The sequence below is a fragment of the Mesorhizobium sp. Pch-S genome, assembly GCF_004136315.1.
In the GTDB taxonomy this organism is placed as follows: Bacteria; Pseudomonadota; Alphaproteobacteria; order Rhizobiales; family Rhizobiaceae; genus Mesorhizobium.
The window spans coordinates 5,662,507-5,680,129 of record NZ_CP029562.1; the positions used below are offsets into that span (position 1 = coordinate 5,662,507).

General features: G+C 61.3%; 16 protein-coding genes and 1 pseudogene. 12 read left to right on the forward strand and 5 right to left on the reverse strand.

The features are described 5' to 3' along the window. Nucleotides 1-8: 8 nt before the first annotated feature. Nucleotides 9-1,295, reverse strand: a complete 1,287-nt coding sequence (locus C1M53_RS26715) for a dihydroorotase (protein ID WP_129415015.1) — start codon at nt 1,293-1,295, stop codon at nt 9-11. Further along, nucleotides 1,292-2,257 (reverse strand): aspartate carbamoyltransferase catalytic subunit, encoded by a 966-nt coding sequence (locus tag C1M53_RS26720; protein ID WP_054310920.1) that lies wholly within the window; start codon nt 2,255-2,257, stop codon nt 1,292-1,294. The genes C1M53_RS26715 and C1M53_RS26720 overlap by 4 nt, the downstream gene beginning before the upstream one ends. Nucleotides 2,258-2,422: 165 nt before the next feature. Here C1M53_RS26720 and C1M53_RS26725 point away from each other — a divergent pair, with 165 nt between their 5' ends. Both C1M53_RS26725 and C1M53_RS26730 read left to right on the forward strand, forming a co-directional pair. Next, complete coding sequence (locus tag C1M53_RS26725; protein WP_129415017.1) at nt 2,423-4,054, forward strand: DNA alkylation response protein; 1,632 nt, start codon at nt 2,423-2,425, stop codon at nt 4,052-4,054. 286 nt (nt 4,055-4,340) lie between these two features. Then, nucleotides 4,341-4,682 carry a DUF6105 family protein gene (locus tag C1M53_RS26730; protein ID WP_129415019.1) on the forward strand — a complete coding sequence of 114 codons (342 nt, stop codon included), beginning with the start codon at nt 4,341-4,343 and terminating at the stop codon, nt 4,680-4,682. Here C1M53_RS26730 and ruvX read toward each other — a convergent pair. Then, nucleotides 4,630-5,105: pseudogene (ruvX, locus tag C1M53_RS26735) on the reverse strand (Holliday junction resolvase RuvX). The gene C1M53_RS26730 and the pseudogene ruvX sit on opposite strands and share 53 nt — an antisense overlap. Before the next feature lie 67 nt (nt 5,106-5,172). Between ruvX and C1M53_RS26740 the strand changes: the two are divergent. The 4 genes from C1M53_RS26740 (at nt 5,173) to C1M53_RS26755 (ending at nt 8,864) form a co-directional block, all read left to right on the forward strand. Continuing rightward, complete coding sequence (locus C1M53_RS26740; RefSeq protein ID WP_129415021.1) at nt 5,173-5,880, forward strand: metal-dependent hydrolase; 708 nt, start codon at nt 5,173-5,175, stop codon at nt 5,878-5,880. A 97-nt stretch (nt 5,881-5,977) separates the two neighbouring features. After that, a complete protein-coding gene (gene gatC / locus C1M53_RS26745; RefSeq protein WP_129415023.1) occupies nt 5,978-6,265 on the forward strand; it encodes an Asp-tRNA(Asn)/Glu-tRNA(Gln) amidotransferase subunit GatC in 288 nt (95 codons plus the stop codon). A gap of 75 nt (nt 6,266-6,340) precedes the next feature. Further along, nucleotides 6,341-7,906, forward strand: coding sequence for an amidase family protein (locus C1M53_RS26750; RefSeq protein ID WP_129415024.1), 1,566 nt, complete (start codon nt 6,341-6,343; stop codon nt 7,904-7,906). A gap of 163 nt (nt 7,907-8,069) precedes the next feature. Continuing rightward, a complete protein-coding gene (locus tag C1M53_RS26755; protein WP_129415026.1) occupies nt 8,070-8,864 on the forward strand; it encodes a YdcF family protein in 795 nt (264 codons plus the stop codon). Here the strand turns inward: C1M53_RS26755 and C1M53_RS26760 are convergent. After that, complete coding sequence (locus C1M53_RS26760) at nt 8,861-9,571, reverse strand: DUF599 family protein (protein WP_129415028.1); 711 nt, start codon at nt 9,569-9,571, stop codon at nt 8,861-8,863. The two genes, C1M53_RS26755 and C1M53_RS26760, sit on opposite strands and share 4 nt — an antisense overlap. 173 nt (nt 9,572-9,744) lie before the next feature. On the opposite strand from C1M53_RS26760, the gene C1M53_RS26765 reads away from it, so the two are divergent. The 3 genes from C1M53_RS26765 (at nt 9,745) to C1M53_RS26775 (ending at nt 12,440) form a co-directional block, all read left to right on the forward strand. Further along, the gene (locus C1M53_RS26765; protein ID WP_129416381.1) at nt 9,745-11,148 is read left to right on the forward strand and encodes an L-serine ammonia-lyase; all 1,404 of its coding nucleotides are present in this window, start codon (nt 9,745-9,747) and stop codon (nt 11,146-11,148) included. 74 nt (nt 11,149-11,222) lie between these two features. Continuing rightward, nucleotides 11,223-11,660: a DUF1489 family protein gene (locus C1M53_RS26770; protein ID WP_129415030.1), complete on the forward strand. Its 438-nt coding sequence runs from the start codon at nt 11,223-11,225 to the stop codon at nt 11,658-11,660. An 84-nt stretch (nt 11,661-11,744) separates the two neighbouring features. After that, nucleotides 11,745-12,440, forward strand: coding sequence for a DnaJ domain-containing protein (locus tag C1M53_RS26775; RefSeq protein ID WP_129415031.1), 696 nt, complete (start codon nt 11,745-11,747; stop codon nt 12,438-12,440). A 36-nt stretch (nt 12,441-12,476) separates the two neighbouring features. Here C1M53_RS26775 and C1M53_RS26780 read toward each other — a convergent pair whose 3' ends face one another. Further along, nucleotides 12,477-13,931, reverse strand: coding sequence for a D-alanyl-D-alanine carboxypeptidase (locus C1M53_RS26780; RefSeq protein ID WP_129415033.1), 1,455 nt, complete (start codon nt 13,929-13,931; stop codon nt 12,477-12,479). 259 nt (nt 13,932-14,190) lie between these two features. Between C1M53_RS26780 and C1M53_RS26785 the strand changes: the two genes are divergently transcribed. From C1M53_RS26785 to clpA, 3 genes are all read left to right on the forward strand, one after another. Beyond that, the gene (locus C1M53_RS26785) at nt 14,191-14,520 is read left to right on the forward strand and encodes a phasin family protein (protein ID WP_129415035.1); all 330 of its coding nucleotides are present in this window, start codon (nt 14,191-14,193) and stop codon (nt 14,518-14,520) included. A gap of 265 nt (nt 14,521-14,785) precedes the next feature. Beyond that, nucleotides 14,786-15,112, forward strand: coding sequence for an ATP-dependent Clp protease adapter ClpS (clpS, locus tag C1M53_RS26790; protein ID WP_165358363.1), 327 nt, complete (start codon nt 14,786-14,788; stop codon nt 15,110-15,112). Between the two features lie 6 nt (nt 15,113-15,118). Further along, on the forward strand, nt 15,119-17,584 hold the full coding sequence (gene clpA / locus C1M53_RS26795; protein ID WP_129415036.1) for an ATP-dependent Clp protease ATP-binding subunit ClpA: 2,466 nt from the start codon (nt 15,119-15,121) through the stop codon (nt 17,582-17,584). The last annotated feature ends 39 nt before the right edge of the window (nt 17,585-17,623 follow it).

Consider the following 17,623-nt stretch of genomic DNA (forward strand, 5'->3'; position numbering starts at 1 on the left):
GGAGGCCGCTAGGCGGAAAACACTGTGCGGCCCGCGACCAGTGTTTGCAAGACCTTGCCTTGAAGACGCGCGCCTTCGAAACAGGTGTTCTTCGAGCGCGAACGAATGCCGGCTTCGCTCACGATCCAGGGCTCGTCGAGGTCGACGAGAATGAGATCCGCGGGTGCGCCGGGCTTCAGCGTGCCGCCGGGCAAGCCAAACAATCGGGCAGGGGCCGTCGAAAGCACCTCGACCAGCCTCAAGAGCGACAGATCCTCGTTGTGATAGAGGCGCAGGGCGACGGAAAGCAGCGTTTCGAGCCCGACGGCACCAGCTGCCGCATCCGCGAACGGCAGGCGCTTGGTGTCGACATCCTGCGGGTCGTGCGAGGAAACGGTGATATCGATCGTGCCATCCTTCAACGCCTCGATCATGGCCAGCCGGTCTTCTTCAAGGCGCAGAGGCGGCGCCAGACGGAAGAAGGTGCGGTATTGCCCGACGTCGTTTTCGTTGAGCGCCAGATTGTGGATGGCGACACCCGCCGTCACCTTGGCGCCGTCCGCCTTGGCACGGGCAATCGCGGCGGCCGATATCGCTGTCGAAATCTTGGCGGCGTGGTAGTTGCCTTTGGTCAGTCGGGCGAGCGCCAGATCGCGCTCCAGCGGAATCAGTTCAGCTTCGCGCGGAATGCCGGACAGGCCGAGCCAGCTGGCATAAAGCCCCTCGTTCATCACACCGGCCGAAGCGAGGTCCGCATCCTGCGTCTCATGCGCGATCACCGCGCCGAAGTCGCGGGCGTAGGTGAGCGCCCGCCGCATCACCAGCGCATTGGCTATGGTGTGACGGCCGTCGGTGAAGGCAACGGCGCCGGCCTCGCGCAGCAGGCCGAATTCGGTCATCTCGCGGCCGTGCAGGCCCTTGGTAACCGCTGCCGCAGGGAAAACATTGACACTTGCCGTTTCACGGGCGGTGCGAAGCACGAACTCCACCAGTGCCACCGTGTCGATCGTCGGATCGGTATCGGGCATCATGACCAGCGAGGTGATGCCGCCGGCTGCCGCCGCCTGGCTTGCCGAGTGGATGGTTTCGCGGTGTTCGCCACCGGGTTCACCGATGAAAACGCGCGAATCGATCAGGCCGGGAAGGATCGCCTTGCCGGCGCAGTCGACGAGTTTCGCTCCTTCGGGGATGCCTTGGTTCAGGGCGTCAGCGCCGGCGGCTGCGATCGTCCTGCCGTCAACGATGACGGTGCCGATTTCATCGATGCCGCGTGAAGGGTCGACGATGCGGGCACGCTGAAAAACCGTCATGGTCATGCGCCGCGTCCTTCCTGGTTGCGACGCGGGTCGAGCAGCGCTTCCATCACCGCCATGCGCACGGCGACGCCCATCTCGACCTGTTCCTGGATGACGCTCTGCGGCCCGTCTGCAACCTCGGAAGCAATCTCCACGCCGCGGTTCATCGGTCCCGGGTGCATAACCAGCGCGTCGTCCTTGGCAGCCTTCAGCTTTTCGGCGTCAAGGCCGAAATAGCGGAAGTATTCACGCACCGAAGGCACGAAGGCACCCTCCATGCGCTCACGCTGCAGGCGAAGCATCATGACGACATCGGCATCCTTCAAACCTTCGGCCATGGAGCGGGCCACGATGACGCCCATGCGCTCGATGCCGGAAGGCAGCAGCGTCGAAGGTGCGACCACGCGCACCTGGGCGCCTAATGCATTCAGCAGGATGATGTTGGAGCGCGCGACACGCGAATGCAGGATGTCACCACAGATCGCCACGATCAGCTTTGACAGCGGGCCCTTGGCGCGGCGGATGGTGAGTGCGTCGAGCAGCGCCTGGGTGGGATGCTCATGCGTACCGTCGCCGGCATTGACCACCGAACATCCGACTTTCTGTGCCAGCAGTGCCGCAGCGCCCGCCGACTGGTGACGGATGATCAGGATGTCGGGGCGCATCGCGTTCAACGTGATCGCGGTGTCGATCAGCGTCTCGCCCTTTTTCACCGAGGACGATGCGACCGACATGTTCATGACGTCGGCGCCGAGCCTTTTTCCGGCAAGTTCGAAGGAGGACTGCGTGCGCGTCGATGCTTCGTAGAACAGGTTGATCTGGGTACGCCCGCGCAGCGTCGAGGTCTTCTTCTCGGACTGGCGCGAAATCGCCACTGCGCGGTCGGCGCGGTCCAGAAGAATCTCGATGTCGGCGGGGGAAAGGTCGCTTATGCCCAGAAGATGGCGGTGCGGAAACAGCGGAAGGGACGAAGCGTCTGTCATCTCAAGGCGCTGCTATAGGGCGGGCGCGGGCTACCCGCAAGCGCCTCAATCGGAAAGCGCATCTTTCCACCGGTATTTTCATCGCCTCTACGCGACAGCTTCGTTATAAACCCGGCAGCGGTTCCGGATTCGAGCAGCAAACGGAACCGATGTGAAAGGGAAAGCGTGGCCGACGACGTGATGAACCAGCCGCCACCACTTGCCGGTGGCAATGCCTGGCGAGGTGATCCACTGCTGATCCAGCTGGCGGAGCGATTCTCGGAGCCGGTGCGCAAGGACCTGGATCAGCTCGGCCGTTTCGTGCTGACCCAGGAAGCGCAGGATCTGGCGCGGCTCGTCAACATCGAAACGCCAAAGCTCAGGACCCATGACCGGCAGGGGCGGCGTATCGACCTGGTGGAATTCCATCCGGCCTATCACGCACTGATGCGCCGTTCGGTTGCCAACGGTCTGCACTCTTCCGTGTGGGAAAACGGTGAAACCGAGATCGGTCGTCGCCATCAGGTGCGCGCAGCCCGGTTCTACCTGACGGCGGAACTTGAGACCGGCCACCTGTGCCCGATCACCATGACCAACGCTTCGCTTGCAGCCCTGATGGCCAATCCGAAGATCTTCCGGGAGTGGGCACCGCGGGTCACCACGCGGAAGTACGACCAGGCGCAGAAGCCGCCTGTCGAGAAGACCGGCCTGACGCTCGGCATGGGCATGACCGAAAAACAGGGCGGCACCGATGTCCGCGCCAATGTCACCAAGGCAGAGCGCGCAGGTTCCAGCGGCTTTTACCGCCTGTCCGGACACAAATGGTTCATGTCGGCGCCGATGTCGGATGCCTTCCTGGTGCTGGCACAGGCTTCGGAAGGACTGTCCTGCTTCCTGGTGCCGCGTATTCTCGGCGATGGTTCAGGCAATGGCTTCCGCTTCCAGCGCCTGAAGGACAAACTCGGCAACCGCTCCAACGCTTCCTCGGAGGTCGAGTTCGAGAATGCCATTGGCGAGATGGTTGGCGAACCGGGACAAGGCATCAAGACCATCATGGACATGGTCACGCTGACCCGCCTGGACTGCGCGGTCGCTTCCGCCGCGATCATGCGTGCGGGGCTGGCAGAAGCCGTTCACCATGCACGCCATCGCAAGGTGTTTGGCGCGAATCTGATCGATCAATCGCTGATGCAGCGCGTTCTAGCTGACATGGCGCTCGACGTCGCAGCGGCAACTGCACTGTCGTTTCGCCTGGCGCGATCCTTTGACGAGGCGGCGGCGGACCGGGGTGAGGCGGCTTTCGCAAGAGCCATGACGCCCGTTGTAAAATATTGGGTCTGCAAGATTGCACCCTCGTTGCTTTACGAGGCGATGGAGTGCCTGGGTGGCAACGGATATGTCGAGGAAGCACCGCTGGCGCGCTATTACCGGGAGGCGCCGGTCAACGCCATCTGGGAAGGTTCCGGCAATGTCATGGCGCTGGACGTTTTGCGCGTGCTTGGACGGGCGCCGGCCCTGTTCGAGGAAGTGCTGGCGGGTATCGACCGTGATCTCGGTGCCAACGGACATGGCACGATCAGTGTTCTGAAGGCTGCCATGCAGGTGGCTTCGACGGATGAAGGCTCCGCCCGGTTGCTGACGGAGCAACTGGCTCTGGCTGCTGCTGCGGCGGAATTGAAGCGACTGGGGGCGGGGCGGATCGCCGATGCCTTCATAGAAACGCGGCTGGCCGGGCAATGGCGCAACACCTACGGCATGCTCGATTCACGCCACGATGCTCGCATGATCTTGGACACGCTTTATCCGGTGACCAGCTAGAGCAATTGCCGCCTGGCGACCCGCGCAACACATGACCTCGCGTCCGCCTAATGCAGAACGGGCAATCCGTTATCCACAGGAAGGCATCCAGCTTCCGGCTGTTAACCCTAACAAATGGTTTCCATTGCGATCGCGGGCGGCAAGTCCCACTGTCTTTATTCGATTGCAGGAAGACCATGCGCCATACACCGCAACTGCTCGCAAGCCTTAGGAGAACCGCCAGCCAGGCGGTCGTGGCTCGCGCATGCGCGGATTTCTGGGGCCTTGTGGCAGGAAGGGCGGGCTGATGCGCGCCTTGCTGCTGTTGTGGATCGCACCGCTTGTTCTGTTCTGGGGCTGGTACTTCCTGTCGCTCAACGACATGAATTTCGGCTACGTCATGCTCAGCCGCCAACTGCATGACCTGATTTTCCAGCTTTATGGCGAGATGCTCGGCATCGATCCTGCACTGATCCCGGGCATGATCGCCAAGGCCTGCGTCTTTGATTCCTTCCTGGTGGCGGGCATTGTCGCTTTCCGTCGCCGCCGCCAGATTTCTGCTTGGTGGCACCGGCAACGCTCCGTTCGGCCACCACTCAACCGGATCGAGCGAGTGTCCTCAGACGGTCCAAGGCTCCCTGCAGAATAAAGGCGGCAGCGGCGGAATCGATGCGGGTTTCGCGTTTGCGGCGCGAGACATCCATCTCGAGCAGCACACGCTCCGCCGCAACGGTCGACAGCCGCTCATCCCAGAAAATGAAGGGCAGCGGCTGAGCGGTGCCATGTTGCGCACGAAGGCGCGCGACTTCTGCGCTCGCGGCCCTTCGGATCCGTCCATGTTGACGGGCAGGCCGATAACGATCGCGACGACATTGTCCCTGGCGAGAAGACCAAGCAAGGCAGCGGCGTCGATCGAGAACTTCTTGCGCATGATCACGGGGCGGGGGTGTGCGAAGGAAAGGCCCCGGTCGGAGACTGCAACGCCGATGGTCTTGTCGCCGAGATCGATGCCGGCGAGCGTGCCGCCTGCGGTCAGCAATTGGGACACGTCCTCGATTGCGATGATTGGCACGTGCTTTCCTTTGACTTGATCCGTCGCCGTTCTATCTTCCTGCTCTCATAAAATCGAGGAGAGCCTGATGAAACTCACCTGGTACGGGCACGCGGCATTTCGTGTCGAGGCCGCCGGCGCAACGATTTTGATCGATCCCTTCCTGGTGGGCAATCCGTCGTGGGGTGGAGGCTGGGAAGGTGTCGCTGACGGCGTCACCCACGTGCTGCTGACCCACGGCCATGACGATCATGTCGGCAGTTCCGTCGACATCCTGAAGAAGAGCGGTGCCATGCTGGTCGCCAACTTCGAGATCTGCATGCATCTCGTCGGCAAGGGCGTCTCGGGCGACAGGATCAATCCGGGCAACATCGGCGGCACGGTCGATTGCGGTGGTTTCACCACGACTTTCGTGCAGGCGCTGCATTCCTCCTCCCTTTCGGGCGAAGGCGGCACCAACACCTATCTTGGCAATCCTGGCGGGCTGGTGCTGCATTTCCCGGAAGACAGGACGCTCTACCACATGGGCGACACCGATATTTTCTCCGATATGGCGCTGATCAACGAATTGCACGAACCGAAGATCGGACTTGTGCCGATCGGCGACCGTTTCACCATGGGCGGCGCGGTTGCAGCCCTTGCCTGCCGCCGTTTCTTCCAATTCGATACCGTGGTGCCTTGCCATTTCGGGAGCTTCCCGGTGATTGACCAGTCGGCCGACAAGTTTGTTGCCGGTATGGAAGGCTCCGGCACCAAGGTGGCGCTGCCCAGGGTTGGCGACGCGATTTCACTCTAGGTGAGATGAGCGTGGTTCCGCGCCGTTCAAGGTTGCGTACGGCGCGGCGCGCGGCTATAGCCGCCTGAACCTTTCCGACACGATCGCCGAGGCACCCATGTCCGTCGACATCCAGACCGTAAAGCGCGTCGCGCGCCTTGCCCGCATCGCCGTGAGCGAGGAGGACGCCGCGCGCATGACGGGCGAACTCAACACCATTCTCGGCTTTGTCGAGCAATTGAATGAAGTCGATGTCTCTGGCGTCGAGCCGATGACATCGGTGACGCCGATGGCGATGCGGAAGCGCGCCGATGTCGTGACGGACGGCAACAAGGCCGCCGACATTGTCGCCAATGCGCCGGCAACCGAGGAGAACTTCTTCCTGGTGCCGAAGGTGGTGGAATAAAGCCCTGGCCTTTGCGGCAACGATCAAAGATCCCGCTTCCGGCTGTCCGCGATTTTACGAAAAGAAGCTTGCCTGATGAGCGACCTGACCAGACTGACCATTGCCGAAGCACGCGCGAAGCTGCAGGCCAGGGAGATTTCCGCAACGGAGATCACCAATGCCTATCTCGCGGCGATCGATCAGGCCAATCCACTGCTCAATGCCTATGTGACGGTCACGCACGACAAGGCACGCGACATGGCGAAAGCGTCCGATGCCAGGCTCGGCAGGGGCGAGGGCAAGGCGCTGGAAGGTATTCCGCTTGGCATCAAGGATCTGTTCGCCACGGAAGGCGTGCACACACAAGCCTGCAGTCACGTGCTGGACGGCTTCAAGCCGCGCTATGAATCCACAGTGACCAGCAACCTGTGGAACGATGGCGCCGTCATGCTCGGCAAGCTCAACATGGATGAGTTTGCCATGGGTTCTTCCAATGAGACTTCCTACTACGGTCCAGTGATCAATCCATGGCGCCGCTCGCGTGTGCAGACCACCGTCAAGCCAACTTTCCATGATGGCAGCGCGGGCTTTGTCAAACCGGGCGGTGTCGAAGAAAACCGCACCTACGACAACATGCAGCTGGTTCCAGGCGGCTCTTCCGGCGGCTCGGCCGCTGCTGTTTCCGCGTTCCTGTGTGCCGGTGCGACCGCCACGGACACGGGCGGTTCAATTCGCCAGCCTGCGGCCTTTACCGGTACGGTCGGCATCAAGCCGACCTATGGCCGCGTGTCGCGCTGGGGCGTCGTTGCCTTTGCGTCGTCGCTCGATCAGGCCGGCCCCATCGCCCGCGATGTGCGCGATGCTGCCATCCTGTTGAAATCCATGGCCTCCGTTGACGCCAAGGACACGACCTCCGTCGATCGCCCGGTGCCGGACTATGAGGCCGTGCTCGGCCGTCCGATCAAGGGCATGAAGGTCGGTATTCCGAGGGAGTACCGCGTCGACGGCATGCCGGAAGAGATCGAAGCACTCTGGCAGCAGGGTATCGCCTGGCTGAAGGACGCCGGTGCCGAGATCGTCGACATCTCGCTGCCGCACACCAAATATGCGTTGCCGGCCTACTACATCGTGGCGCCAGCGGAAGCCTCGTCGAACCTCGCTCGCTATGATGGCGTGCGCTACGGCCTGCGCGTGCCGGGCAAGGATATCGTCGGCATGTATGAGAAGACCCGAGCGGCCGGTTTCGGTCGTGAGGTCAAGCGTCGTATCATGATCGGTACCTATGTGCTCTCGGCAGGTTATTACGATGCGTACTATCTGCAGGCACAGAAGGTGCGGACGCTCATCAAGAAGGATTTCGAGGACGTGTTCGCCGCGGGCGTGGATGTCATCCTGACGCCGGCGACACCGTCAGCCGCCTTTGGCGTTGCCGATCAGGACATGGCTGCCGATCCGGTCAAGATGTATCTCAACGATGTCTTTACGGTCACGGTGAACATGGCAGGCCTGCCTGGGATCTCGGTGCCTGCCGGGCTCGATTCTCACGGATTGCCGCTTGGACTGCAACTCATCGGCCGCCCGTTCGATGAAGAGACGCTGTTCCAGACGGCGCATGTCATCGAGAAGGCCGCGGGCCGCTTCGAAGCCAGCCAGTGGTGGTAGTGGGGCGATCCTCCATCTCCACGTCTTGATTCCGAGATGGCGGCAGGTCGCGTTCCGCAGTTTTGCCTGAATCCCGGTTGACCACTGTCATAGGCTGGGGACGAATCCCCAGCTATCGGGGGAGGACTGGGGTTCGGCCTTCGGATGCGACTGGGGCCAGCTGATGTTCTTCTTTCTTTCCAAAGTCTTCTGGTTTTTCGTTCAACCGCTCAATCTGGCGATCATTCTGCTGCTCGCCGGCCTTGTGGCTGGCTTCTTCGGTAGCCGCAGGCTGCTCAGGACCGGTGCTTTCCTGGCGGCGTTCATCATGGTTCTGTCGGTGTGGACTTCGTTCGGTGCGATGATCATGACGCCGCTGGAGGAGCGCTATCAGCGACCGGCCGCGCCTCAGCGTGTCGACGGCATTGTTGTGCTCGGCGGCGGCATGGAGGGCGCAATCAATCTTGCCCGTGGCGGGTACGAGCTGAGCACGGCGGGTGACCGTTTTGTCGAGACTGCGATTTTGGCCAGACGCTATCCCGACGCCAAGGTGGTGGTCTCTGGCGGAGCAGGTGAACTGATTCTCGAGGGCGAGGGCGATGCTGTCACGGCGCAACGATTGCTGACGGCGCTTGGCGTTGCGCCGGAGCGGCTGGTGCTGGAGAGCGAATCCCGCAACACCTACGAAAACGCCGTCTTCACGCGCAGGCTGGTGATGCCGAAACCGGGCGAGACCTGGCTTCTGGTGACTTCAGCTTTCCATATGCCGCGCTCCAAGGCACTGTTCGACAAAGTTGGTTTTGAAACCACGCCTTGGCCTGTCGATTATCGCACGTCCGGACGCGAAGGCGTTGGCCTTTTCACGGACAACCCGGTCGATTCGCTGCAGACGACGACCATGGCGATCAAGGAATGGATCGGCCTCTTCGTTTATTGGGCAACAGGCAAGATCGACAGGTTGTATCCCGGCCCGGCCTAGAGCGGTTCTGTGGCGCCAAGAACCGCGGCACGGGCGTTCGAGAAGAACTGGCGTCGCACCAGAACGGCCAGAAGGATGAGCGTGGTGGTGGCGAACATGCCAGCATTGGCAAACCATCCGAGATAGGCAAGGGAGAAGAAGATGCCGCGCAGGCCGGCGTTGAAGTGCTTGCCAGCAAGGATGTTCATCCTGGCTGCACGCATCACCGCGGCCTCGGTCTCATGCGGGGCGACGACCCCCTCCTGGACTGTCGGTACCGCCCCGATGAGGATCGAACAGTAGTTGAACAGCCTGTACGACCAGCCGAACTTGAAAAACGCATAGGCGAGCAACGCAATCAGGCCGACGACCTTGGCTTCGAACACGCCCTGCGGTGGCGTACCCACATAAGGAAGCGTCGAGACCACTGCCAGCACATGGTTGGAGGCACCGAGCAATGCGAAGCAGCCGCCAATGGCGAAGATCGAGCTGGATGCGAAAAACGCCGTGCCCTGCTGCAGTCCAATCATGATCGAGGTGTCGATCATGCGCAGTTCCCGCTTGGCCATGGTGCGCATCCAGGCCTCACGCTGCACATTCATGGCTGTGGTCAGCGAAATGCGGCGAAAGACCTTGCCGTCGGCAGCGAGCGCGAAGAACACCCAGACGCCGAGGAAAAGAGCCAGCGCCAGAAAGTCGTTCAGCGAAAATAGAAAAGAATCGCTCATGGACACTATCTAATACATAGAACTCTACGGAATGCCTTATCCAGCGATGGTTGCAGGCTGATGTCGCTTGCAGCGAAACGGACGTCGGGGTGGCGTCTAGCGCATGGATGACGAATGGCGGAATGATCAACTGGATTGCGCATCCGTCCGGAGCGCCTGAGGAGCTTGAAAGCGTGTTTCTTTCGGTTTTCGACCTGTTCAAGATCGGTATCGGGCCGTCGAGTTCGCACACGATGGGGCCGATGACGGCGGCGGCGCGTTTCCTCGAGGAACTCGAAGGCAATGACTGGCCACGCCCCGCCGGCGTCAAGGTGGAGCGGGTCGGGGCCAGCCTGCATGGGTCGCTTGCTTATACCGGCATCGGACATGGCACGGACCGAGCCGTGATCCTGGGGCTGGCTGGCCAGGTCCCGCAGACTGTCGATCCGGACAATGCGGAAGCCATCGTCGCGGCGGTGACAGCGGAAAAACGTATTTCACCGCCGGGACGCTCGTCCTATCGCTTCGATCCGGCCAAGGATCTGGTGCTCGACAAGAAGACCCCGCTGACCGGCCATGCGAACGGCATGGCATTCTACGCCTATGACGGGGCTGATCGCCTGCTCCTGAAACGCATCTACTATTCGATCGGTGGCGGCTTCGTCGTCTCGGATGAAGAATTGCAGCGCATGAAGGCGAAGGGCACGGTCACGACGGAAGGCAAGAAGGTGCCATATCCGTTCAAGAATGCCGTCGAGATGCTGAACATGGCCGCGAAAAGCGGTCTTTCGATCGCCGAGATGAAGCGGGTCAACGAGGAAACGCACATGTCCCGCGAGGAGCTCGATACCGGGCTCGATGCGGTGTGGAACGCCATGCTCGGTTGCATCGAGCGTGGTCTGACCCAGGAAGGCATCATGCCGGGCGGGCTGAAAGTACGTCGGCGTGCCCGCCAGTTGCACGACAAGCTTCAGGAACAGTGGCAACAGAACCGGCCGAATCCACTCCTCGCCAATGACTGGCTGTCGATCTACGCCATGGCGGTGAACGAGGAGAATGCTGCAGGAGGCAGGGTCGTCACCGCGCCGACAAACGGCGCCGCAGGCACACTTCCTGCGGTGTTGCGCTACTGGCTGCACTTTCATCCAGAGGCCGACCAGCCGTCGATCCGGGATTTCCTGCTTACAGCTGCCGCGATCGGCGGCATCATAAAGTCGAATGCGTCGATTTCCGGCGCCGAAGTGGGTTGCCAGGGCGAGGTGGGCTCGGCTTCCGCCATGGCGGCCGCGGGACTTTGCGCTGTCATGGGAGGAACACCGGAGCAGGTGGAAAATGCTGCCGAGATTGCGCTGGAGCATCATCTCGGCATGACGTGCGATCCCATCGCAGGACTTGTCCAGGTGCCCTGCATCGAGCGCAACGCACTGGGGGCCGTGAAGGCGGTGACCGCGGCTTCGCTCGCCATCAAGGGCGACGGCAAGCATTTCGTGCCACTGGATGCGGCTATCGAGACGATGCGCCAGACCGGGCTCGATATGAGCGAGAAATACAAGGAGACCAGCCTCGGTGGTCTTGCCGTGAACGTGGTGGAATGCTGAACCGGTTGCTTCTGGCATTGTGGAGAAGTCGGCGAGGCCGTTGACCCGGGCTGCCGGAGGACTACCTTCCAGCCATGGCTCTTAATCTCATCAAACTGTGCGTCGGCTGCGACAGCGTCGAGGACCTTGAGGAATGGATCGCCGACCGGCTCGACGACAAGCGCCGAGCCGGAGAGCCGGTGGAGCAGTACCACACCACGCGCATGGTGCCGACGCGGGTCGCCGAAATCGTTGAAGGCGGTTCGCTTTACTGGGTGATCAAGGGCAGCGTGCAATGCCGGCAGCTGATCACCGAGATCAGGCCGTTCACCGACAAGGAAGGCATCGGACGCTGTCATCTGGTGCTTGACCCTGCCGTGGTGCGCACTGAATGGCAGCCTCGACGCGCTTTCCAGGGGTGGCGCTACCTGAAGCTTTCCGATGCACCGGCTGATCTCGGCAAGGGCAGGACCGGCTGGGCTGAGATGCCACCCAAGCTGAGGCAGGAATTGGCTGAACTCGGCCTGCTCTGACCCTGTTGCAGAGAGCCGCTCGCCAATGCCTGTTGGTGTCCAGGGAGGATCGCGGTAGACTTTGTCGAACCGGGATGGTCGGCCATGGGTATTGTGATCGCCGTCGCTGCAATCGTGCTGGCTCTTGCTGGAGCGGCAGCTGTTTTCCTGCGGGCTGATCCCAGGGCCGTCGCCGCTACAGTACGCATCGCATTTCCTGTCGGTTTCGGAGCTGCGGGAATTGCGATCCTGGCCGCCGGACGCACCGGTTTCGGCCTGCTGGTGCTGGCTGTTGCCGGCTCACTCTACATGATGTTTCGCAGGGAACGTCCGGTTGGCACACTGGTCACGCGCCATTCCCTGGTTCGCACCGCAGCTTTGGAAATGGAGCTCGACCACGATACCGGTCGACTGGAAGGGCTGGTGCTGGCAGGCCGCAGCGAGGGTAAGATGCTCGGTGCCATGAGCCTGACGGATCTCGGCCAGCTCTATCAGGAATTGGCGGTCGATCCTGACAGCCGGCAGCTGTTAGAGACGTATCTTGACCGCCGTTTTCCCACCTGGCGCCTCGACACGCAGACGTATCGTGGCGAGAGGCTGGGTGTTGCGCCAGGTGCGGGCGCCATGACTAAGGAGGAGGCCTACAAGATCCTTGGTCTTGAAACGGGCGCCGCCGCGACGGATGTCCGCAAGGCGCACCGCCGCCTGATGCAGCGCCTGCACCCCGATGTCGGAAACGCGTCGTTCCTGGCGGCGCGGATCAACGAAGCCAAGGACGTCCTGCTCTCCAATCACCACTGATCTCCTTCGATAAGTACGTTTCCGGGAGAAATCCGCTTACTGCTGCACGGCGAAGCAGGAGATGCTCTTCCGCTTCAGCGCATTGCAGGCCCTCCACGCCGCTTCCTTGGTTTCGAAACCGAAACGGGCGCGATAGTAGGTGGTGCCGTCCTTGTCGAAGGCGACAGTGTAGCCAGATGCCTTCGCCAGCACGCGGCCAGCCTGCTTGGCGACCTTGTCGAGCTGCGCCTTGGCATCAGCCTCACGCGGAGCCGAGGCAATCTGCACGGCCCAGTTGCCCGAAGCTGTGGAGCTGGCATTGGTCGAAGCCGTCATCAGGCGATCGATCGGAGTTTCTTCGACAGGGGCATAGGCTTGCACGACCGGCAGCTGCGCGGGGATGGCCATTTCGGCGGCTGAAGCCGTCACAACCGGGGCCGCAGCCGCAATCACCTTCTTGTTCTTGCGGGAGGGCTTCTCGGGTGCTGGCTCGACCACTGCGTCTTCTGCCGTGATCTGGTCTGCAACGGCCTCGTCGGCCGAAGCAACGACGGTCTCCGGCTTCTCGTCCGGAGTGGGGGCGTTTTTCTTGGGCAGGAAGACATTGGCGATCGCCGCCACTGCCGTATCACCGGAAGCGCGCGCCACGAGCGGACCGGAGCCGCGGGTCGAAGTCTGCGGCATGTAGGTCTGGATCAGCGAAGCCATCTGCTTGTCGCGGGAGCCACCGGAGGAGCCGCCCATGACCACGGCGACCAGCTTGCGGTTGCCGTCGGCGACCGATGAAACCAGGTTGAATCCCGAAGCTCGGGTGTAACCGGTCTTGATGCCATCGACACCCTTGATGCGGCCGAGCAGGCGATTGTGACCGTTGATCTGGCGCTTGCCATAAGCAAACGAACGCGTGGAGAAATAACCGTAATATTGCGGGTAGTGTTCACGCAGCGCCATGCCGAGGACGGCCATGTCGTGCGCGGTCGTGAACTGGCCTGGATCCGGCAAGCCGTTGGCATTGCGGAACACTGTGCCCTTCATGCCCAGTGCGCGTGCCTTGGAGGTCATCATGCGTGCAAAATTCGTCTCGGAGCCGCCGATCATTTCTGCAAGCGCGGTCGAGGAATCGTTGGCGGACTTGGTCACCATCGACAGGATCGCTGTCTCGACCGTAACGGCACCGCCCTTGCGCACACCGAGCTTCGTGGGCGGTTCGGCGGCGGCCTTGGCCGAGAACACCACGGGGGTGTTCTTGCTGATCCGTCCGGCTGCAAGCGCCTCGAAGGTCAGGTAGAGCGTCATCATCTTGGTCAGCGACGCGGGATAGCGACGCGCGTTGGCGTCCTTGGAGTAGAGCGTCTTGCCGGTCTTGGCGTCGACAACGATCGCGGAGGAAGGCGCGGCAAATGCCGACGCGACATCCGTCACCGCGAATGTCAGCGCGAGCGATGCGACCATGGAGGTTTTGAGAAGGGAGGATACGGACTTGGACACGATGCCTGTTAACGCCTGACGCACTGCTGCTTCCTTTGAATTTTGCTTGCACCCCGGGGAGTCGGCAAAGGTCCGGCCCCGCATTTGTCCAACCTACTTTAACGCTCGTTACCAATCCGTTTATGGTAACCGCCTCGTTCACCATTTCGGCGGCGTTTGAGGCGAGCTTTATTCGAATCTTAGGGGCTGGGAGCGCATCCGCGCGGGAATTGACTTTTTGTGCATCGCAGCATACATCTTATGCATCGCACAAATTAGCCGATCCGCAGGAAAGGAATGCCAGATGAGCCAGACCTACGAGGATTTCAGCAAATACGGCAAGGAATTCGCTGACACCGGCCTGAAGAGCTTTGCTTCGCTCTCCAAGGGCGTGCAGGCGATCGCCACCGAGGCGACTGAATACACCAAGAAGAGCTTCGAGAACGGCGCTGCGCACGTCGAAAAGCTTCTCTCGGCAAAGTCGATCGAAAGTGCTGTCGAACTCCAGACCGATTATGCCAAGCAGGCCTATGAGGCCTTCGTGGCCGAGGCGACCAAGATCAGCGAACTGTATGCCGATCTCGCCAAGGACGCCTACAAGCCGTTCGAATCGCTGACCGCCAAGGCGAAGTAAGCCTCATTTTTACGCCAGTTTGCGGGTTTCTGGCCCGCTCAACGAGCCCGGTTGCGCCTGCGCAGCCGGGTTTTTTCGTATCTGCCGGCGGGACGTCTTCACGTTTGCTAAAAACGGTACTGAATGAGGACCTAGCCATATTGTCAGCTAACCAGAAGGGCTTAAAATCCTGCATCGATACCCTACATGTCGGGTTCTGATGGGGATTCGATCCAGAAGGCAGGAATACGTGACCACCGGTAAGACTGCCACGAGCGTGGCGCGAATGCAGAACGGCAGCGACGGTAATGGTACCGGTCGCGGAACGGCCGTCATCACGCGCACAAAAACCAAGACCAAGAAACCCAGCCTGTACCGGGTTCTGATCCTCAACGACGACTACACCCCGATGGAATTCGTGGTTCACGTGCTGGAGCGTTTTTTCCAGAAGGACCGCGAGGCCGCCACGCGCATCATGTTGCATGTCCACAATCATGGCGTGGGCGAGTGCGGGGTCTACACCTACGAAGTGGCCGAGACCAAAGTGTCTCAGGTTATGGATTTCGCCCGACAGAACCAACATCCGCTGCAATGCGTGATGGAGAAGAAGTGAGGTAACATGCCGGCTTTCTCCCAGGGCCTGGAAAAGGCGCTTCATCAGGCGCTGACCTTCGCCAATGAACGTCATCATGAATATGCGACGCTCGAACATCTCCTGCTGGCCCTGATCGACGACAATGAGGCAGCTGCGGTGATGCGCGCCTGCAATGTCGATCTGGACGAGTTGAAGCAGACCGTCCTGACTTATATCGACACCGAACTCGACAATCTCGTCACCGGTTATGACGAAGATTCCAAGCCGACAGCGGGTTTCCAGCGCGTTATCCAGCGCGCCGTTATCCATGTGCAGTCGTCCGGCCGCGAGGAAGTCTCGGGCGCTAACGTGCTCGTTGCCATCTTCGCGGAGCGCGAGAGCCATGCTGCCTATTTCCTGCAGGAGCAGCAGATGACCCGTTATGACGCGGTCAACTACATCTCGCACGGAATAGCCAAACGTCCCGGTTCGTCCGAGAGCCGGTCGCCGCGCGGCGCCGAGGAAGAGCAGAGCGGGACCAATGGTCCCGAGCAGCAGGAAGAGGGTAGCAAGAAGAAGCAGCAGGACGCGTTGACAGCCTACTGCGTCAATCTCAACAACAAGGCAAAGGCGGGCCGCATCGACCCGCTGATCGGTCGTGCCTCCGAAATCAACCGCACGATCCAGGTGTTGTGCCGCCGCTCCAAGAACAACCCGCTTTACGTTGGTGATCCCGGCGTCGGTAAAACCGCGATCGCCGAAGGTCTGGCGAAGCGTATCGTCGAAGGTGATGTGCCGGAAGTGTTGTCCGATGCCACCATCTTCGCGCTCGACATGGGCACGCTGCTGGCCGGAACGCGCTATCGCGGCGACTTCGAGGAGCGTCTGAAGCAGGTCGTGAAGGAGTTGGAGGATTATCCCGGCGCCATCCTGTTCATCGACGAGATCCACACCGTCATCGGAGCTGGTGCGACGTCGGGCGGTGCCATGGATGCATCGAACCTGCTCAAGCCGGCCCTGTCGTCTGGCGCGATTCGTTGCATTGGCTCAACGACTTACAAGGAGTTTCGTCAGTTCTTCGAAAAAGACCGTGCGCTTGTTCGCCGGTTCCAGAAGATCGATGTCAATGAGCCGACCGTCGAGGACGCCATCGAGATCATGAAGGGCCTGAAGCCTTATTTCGAGGAGTTCCACAAGGTCAAATATACGAGCGAGGCGATCAAGGCTTCGGTCGAGCTTTCGGCCCGCTACATCAACGACCGCAAGCTGCCGGACAAGGCGATCGACGTGATCGACGAGACCGGTGCCTCGCAGATGCTGTTGCCCGAAGGCAAGCGCAAGAAGACAATCGGCATCAAGGAGATCGAAGCGACGATCGCCACCATGGCGCGCATTCCGCCGAAGACGGTTTCCGCCGATGACGAGAAGGTCCTCGCCGGTCTCGATGTCGAGCTGAAGCGTGTCGTTTATGGCCAGGATACGGCAATCTCCGCGCTCACTTCGGCGATCAAGCTGGCGCGTGCCGGCCTGCGCGAACCGGAGAAGCCGATAGGCTCCTACCTGTTCTCAGGCCCGACCGGCGTCGGCAAGACCGAGGTCGCGAAGCAACTCGCAGCTTCCCTCGGTGTCGAGCTGCTGCGCTTCGACATGTCGGAATACATGGAACGCCACACGGTCTCGCGGCTGATCGGTGCGCCTCCCGGCTATGTCGGGTTTGATCAGGGTGGTCTGCTGACCGATGGTGTCGACCAGCATCCGCATTGCGTACTTCTGCTCGATGAGGTGGAAAAGGCACATCCGGACCTGTTCAATATCCTGTTGCAGGTGATGGATCACGGCAAGCTGACCGACCACAACGGCAAGCAGATCGACTTCCGCAACGTGATCCTCATCATGACCACGAATGCGGGTGCGGCGGATGCACAGCGTGCGGCGATCGGTTTTGGCTCGACCAAGCGCGAAGGCGACGATGTCGAGGCGATCAACCGGCTGTTCACGCCGGAATTCCGGAACCGTCTCGATGCCATCATCCCATTCGGTTCGCTGCCGGTGCCAGTCGTGCACCAGGTCGTGCAGAAGTTCGTCATGCAACTGGAAGCGCAGCTTTCAGAGCGTGGCGTCACCTTCGACCTGTCGCCGGAGGCGATCGCCTGGCTCGCTGACAAGGGTTACGACGAGCGCATGGGTGCCCGTCCGTTGGGCCGCGTCATCCAGGAGCACATCAAGAAGCCGCTGGCCGACGAGGTGCTGTTCGGCAAGCTGAAGCATGGCGGTACGGTGCGTGTCAGCGTCGAGAAGAAGGAGACCGGCGAAGCCGGGCTCAAGCTCGAAACGCTGGCTGACGAGACGCCCGTGAAGCCGAAGAAGGAACCGGAAGAGGACGCACCGAAGCCACGCAAGGCGACCGCCAGGAAGGCTGTTGCCAAGAAGGCGGTCGCTTCCAAGACGGAACCCAAGGGCAAGGACAACGGCAAGCGCAGCCTGGTGCCGCAACTGCCGCGCAAAGGCTGATCCGCCGAGCGCAACTGCAGAAAAAGCCCCGGTGACGGG

What these genes read in the sequence shown, in the direction of transcription:
- C1M53_RS26720 (WP_054310920.1), bottom strand. Translation starts at nt 2,257, where the DNA reads ATGACAGACGCTTCGTCCCTTCCGCTGTTTCCGCACCGCCATCTTCTG.
- C1M53_RS26715 (WP_129415015.1), bottom strand. Translation starts at nt 1,295, where the DNA reads ATGACCATGACGGTTTTTCAGCGTGCCCGCATCGTCGACCCTTCACGC.
- C1M53_RS26760 (WP_129415028.1), bottom strand. Translation starts at nt 9,571, where the DNA reads ATGAGCGATTCTTTTCTATTTTCGCTGAACGACTTTCTGGCGCTGGCT.
- C1M53_RS26740 (WP_129415021.1), top strand. Translation starts at nt 5,173, where the DNA reads ATGAAACTCACCTGGTACGGGCACGCGGCATTTCGTGTCGAGGCCGCC.
- C1M53_RS26770 (WP_129415030.1), top strand. Translation starts at nt 11,223, where the DNA reads ATGGCTCTTAATCTCATCAAACTGTGCGTCGGCTGCGACAGCGTCGAG.
- gatC (WP_129415023.1), top strand. Translation starts at nt 5,978, where the DNA reads ATGTCCGTCGACATCCAGACCGTAAAGCGCGTCGCGCGCCTTGCCCGC.
- clpA (WP_129415036.1), top strand. Translation starts at nt 15,119, where the DNA reads ATGCCGGCTTTCTCCCAGGGCCTGGAAAAGGCGCTTCATCAGGCGCTG.
- C1M53_RS26730 (WP_129415019.1), top strand. Translation starts at nt 4,341, where the DNA reads ATGCGCGCCTTGCTGCTGTTGTGGATCGCACCGCTTGTTCTGTTCTGG.
- clpS (WP_165358363.1), top strand. Translation starts at nt 14,786, where the DNA reads ATGCAGAACGGCAGCGACGGTAATGGTACCGGTCGCGGAACGGCCGTC.
- C1M53_RS26755 (WP_129415026.1), top strand. Translation starts at nt 8,070, where the DNA reads ATGTTCTTCTTTCTTTCCAAAGTCTTCTGGTTTTTCGTTCAACCGCTC.
- C1M53_RS26785 (WP_129415035.1), top strand. Translation starts at nt 14,191, where the DNA reads ATGAGCCAGACCTACGAGGATTTCAGCAAATACGGCAAGGAATTCGCT.
- C1M53_RS26750 (WP_129415024.1), top strand. Translation starts at nt 6,341, where the DNA reads ATGAGCGACCTGACCAGACTGACCATTGCCGAAGCACGCGCGAAGCTG.
- C1M53_RS26775 (WP_129415031.1), top strand. Translation starts at nt 11,745, where the DNA reads ATGGGTATTGTGATCGCCGTCGCTGCAATCGTGCTGGCTCTTGCTGGA.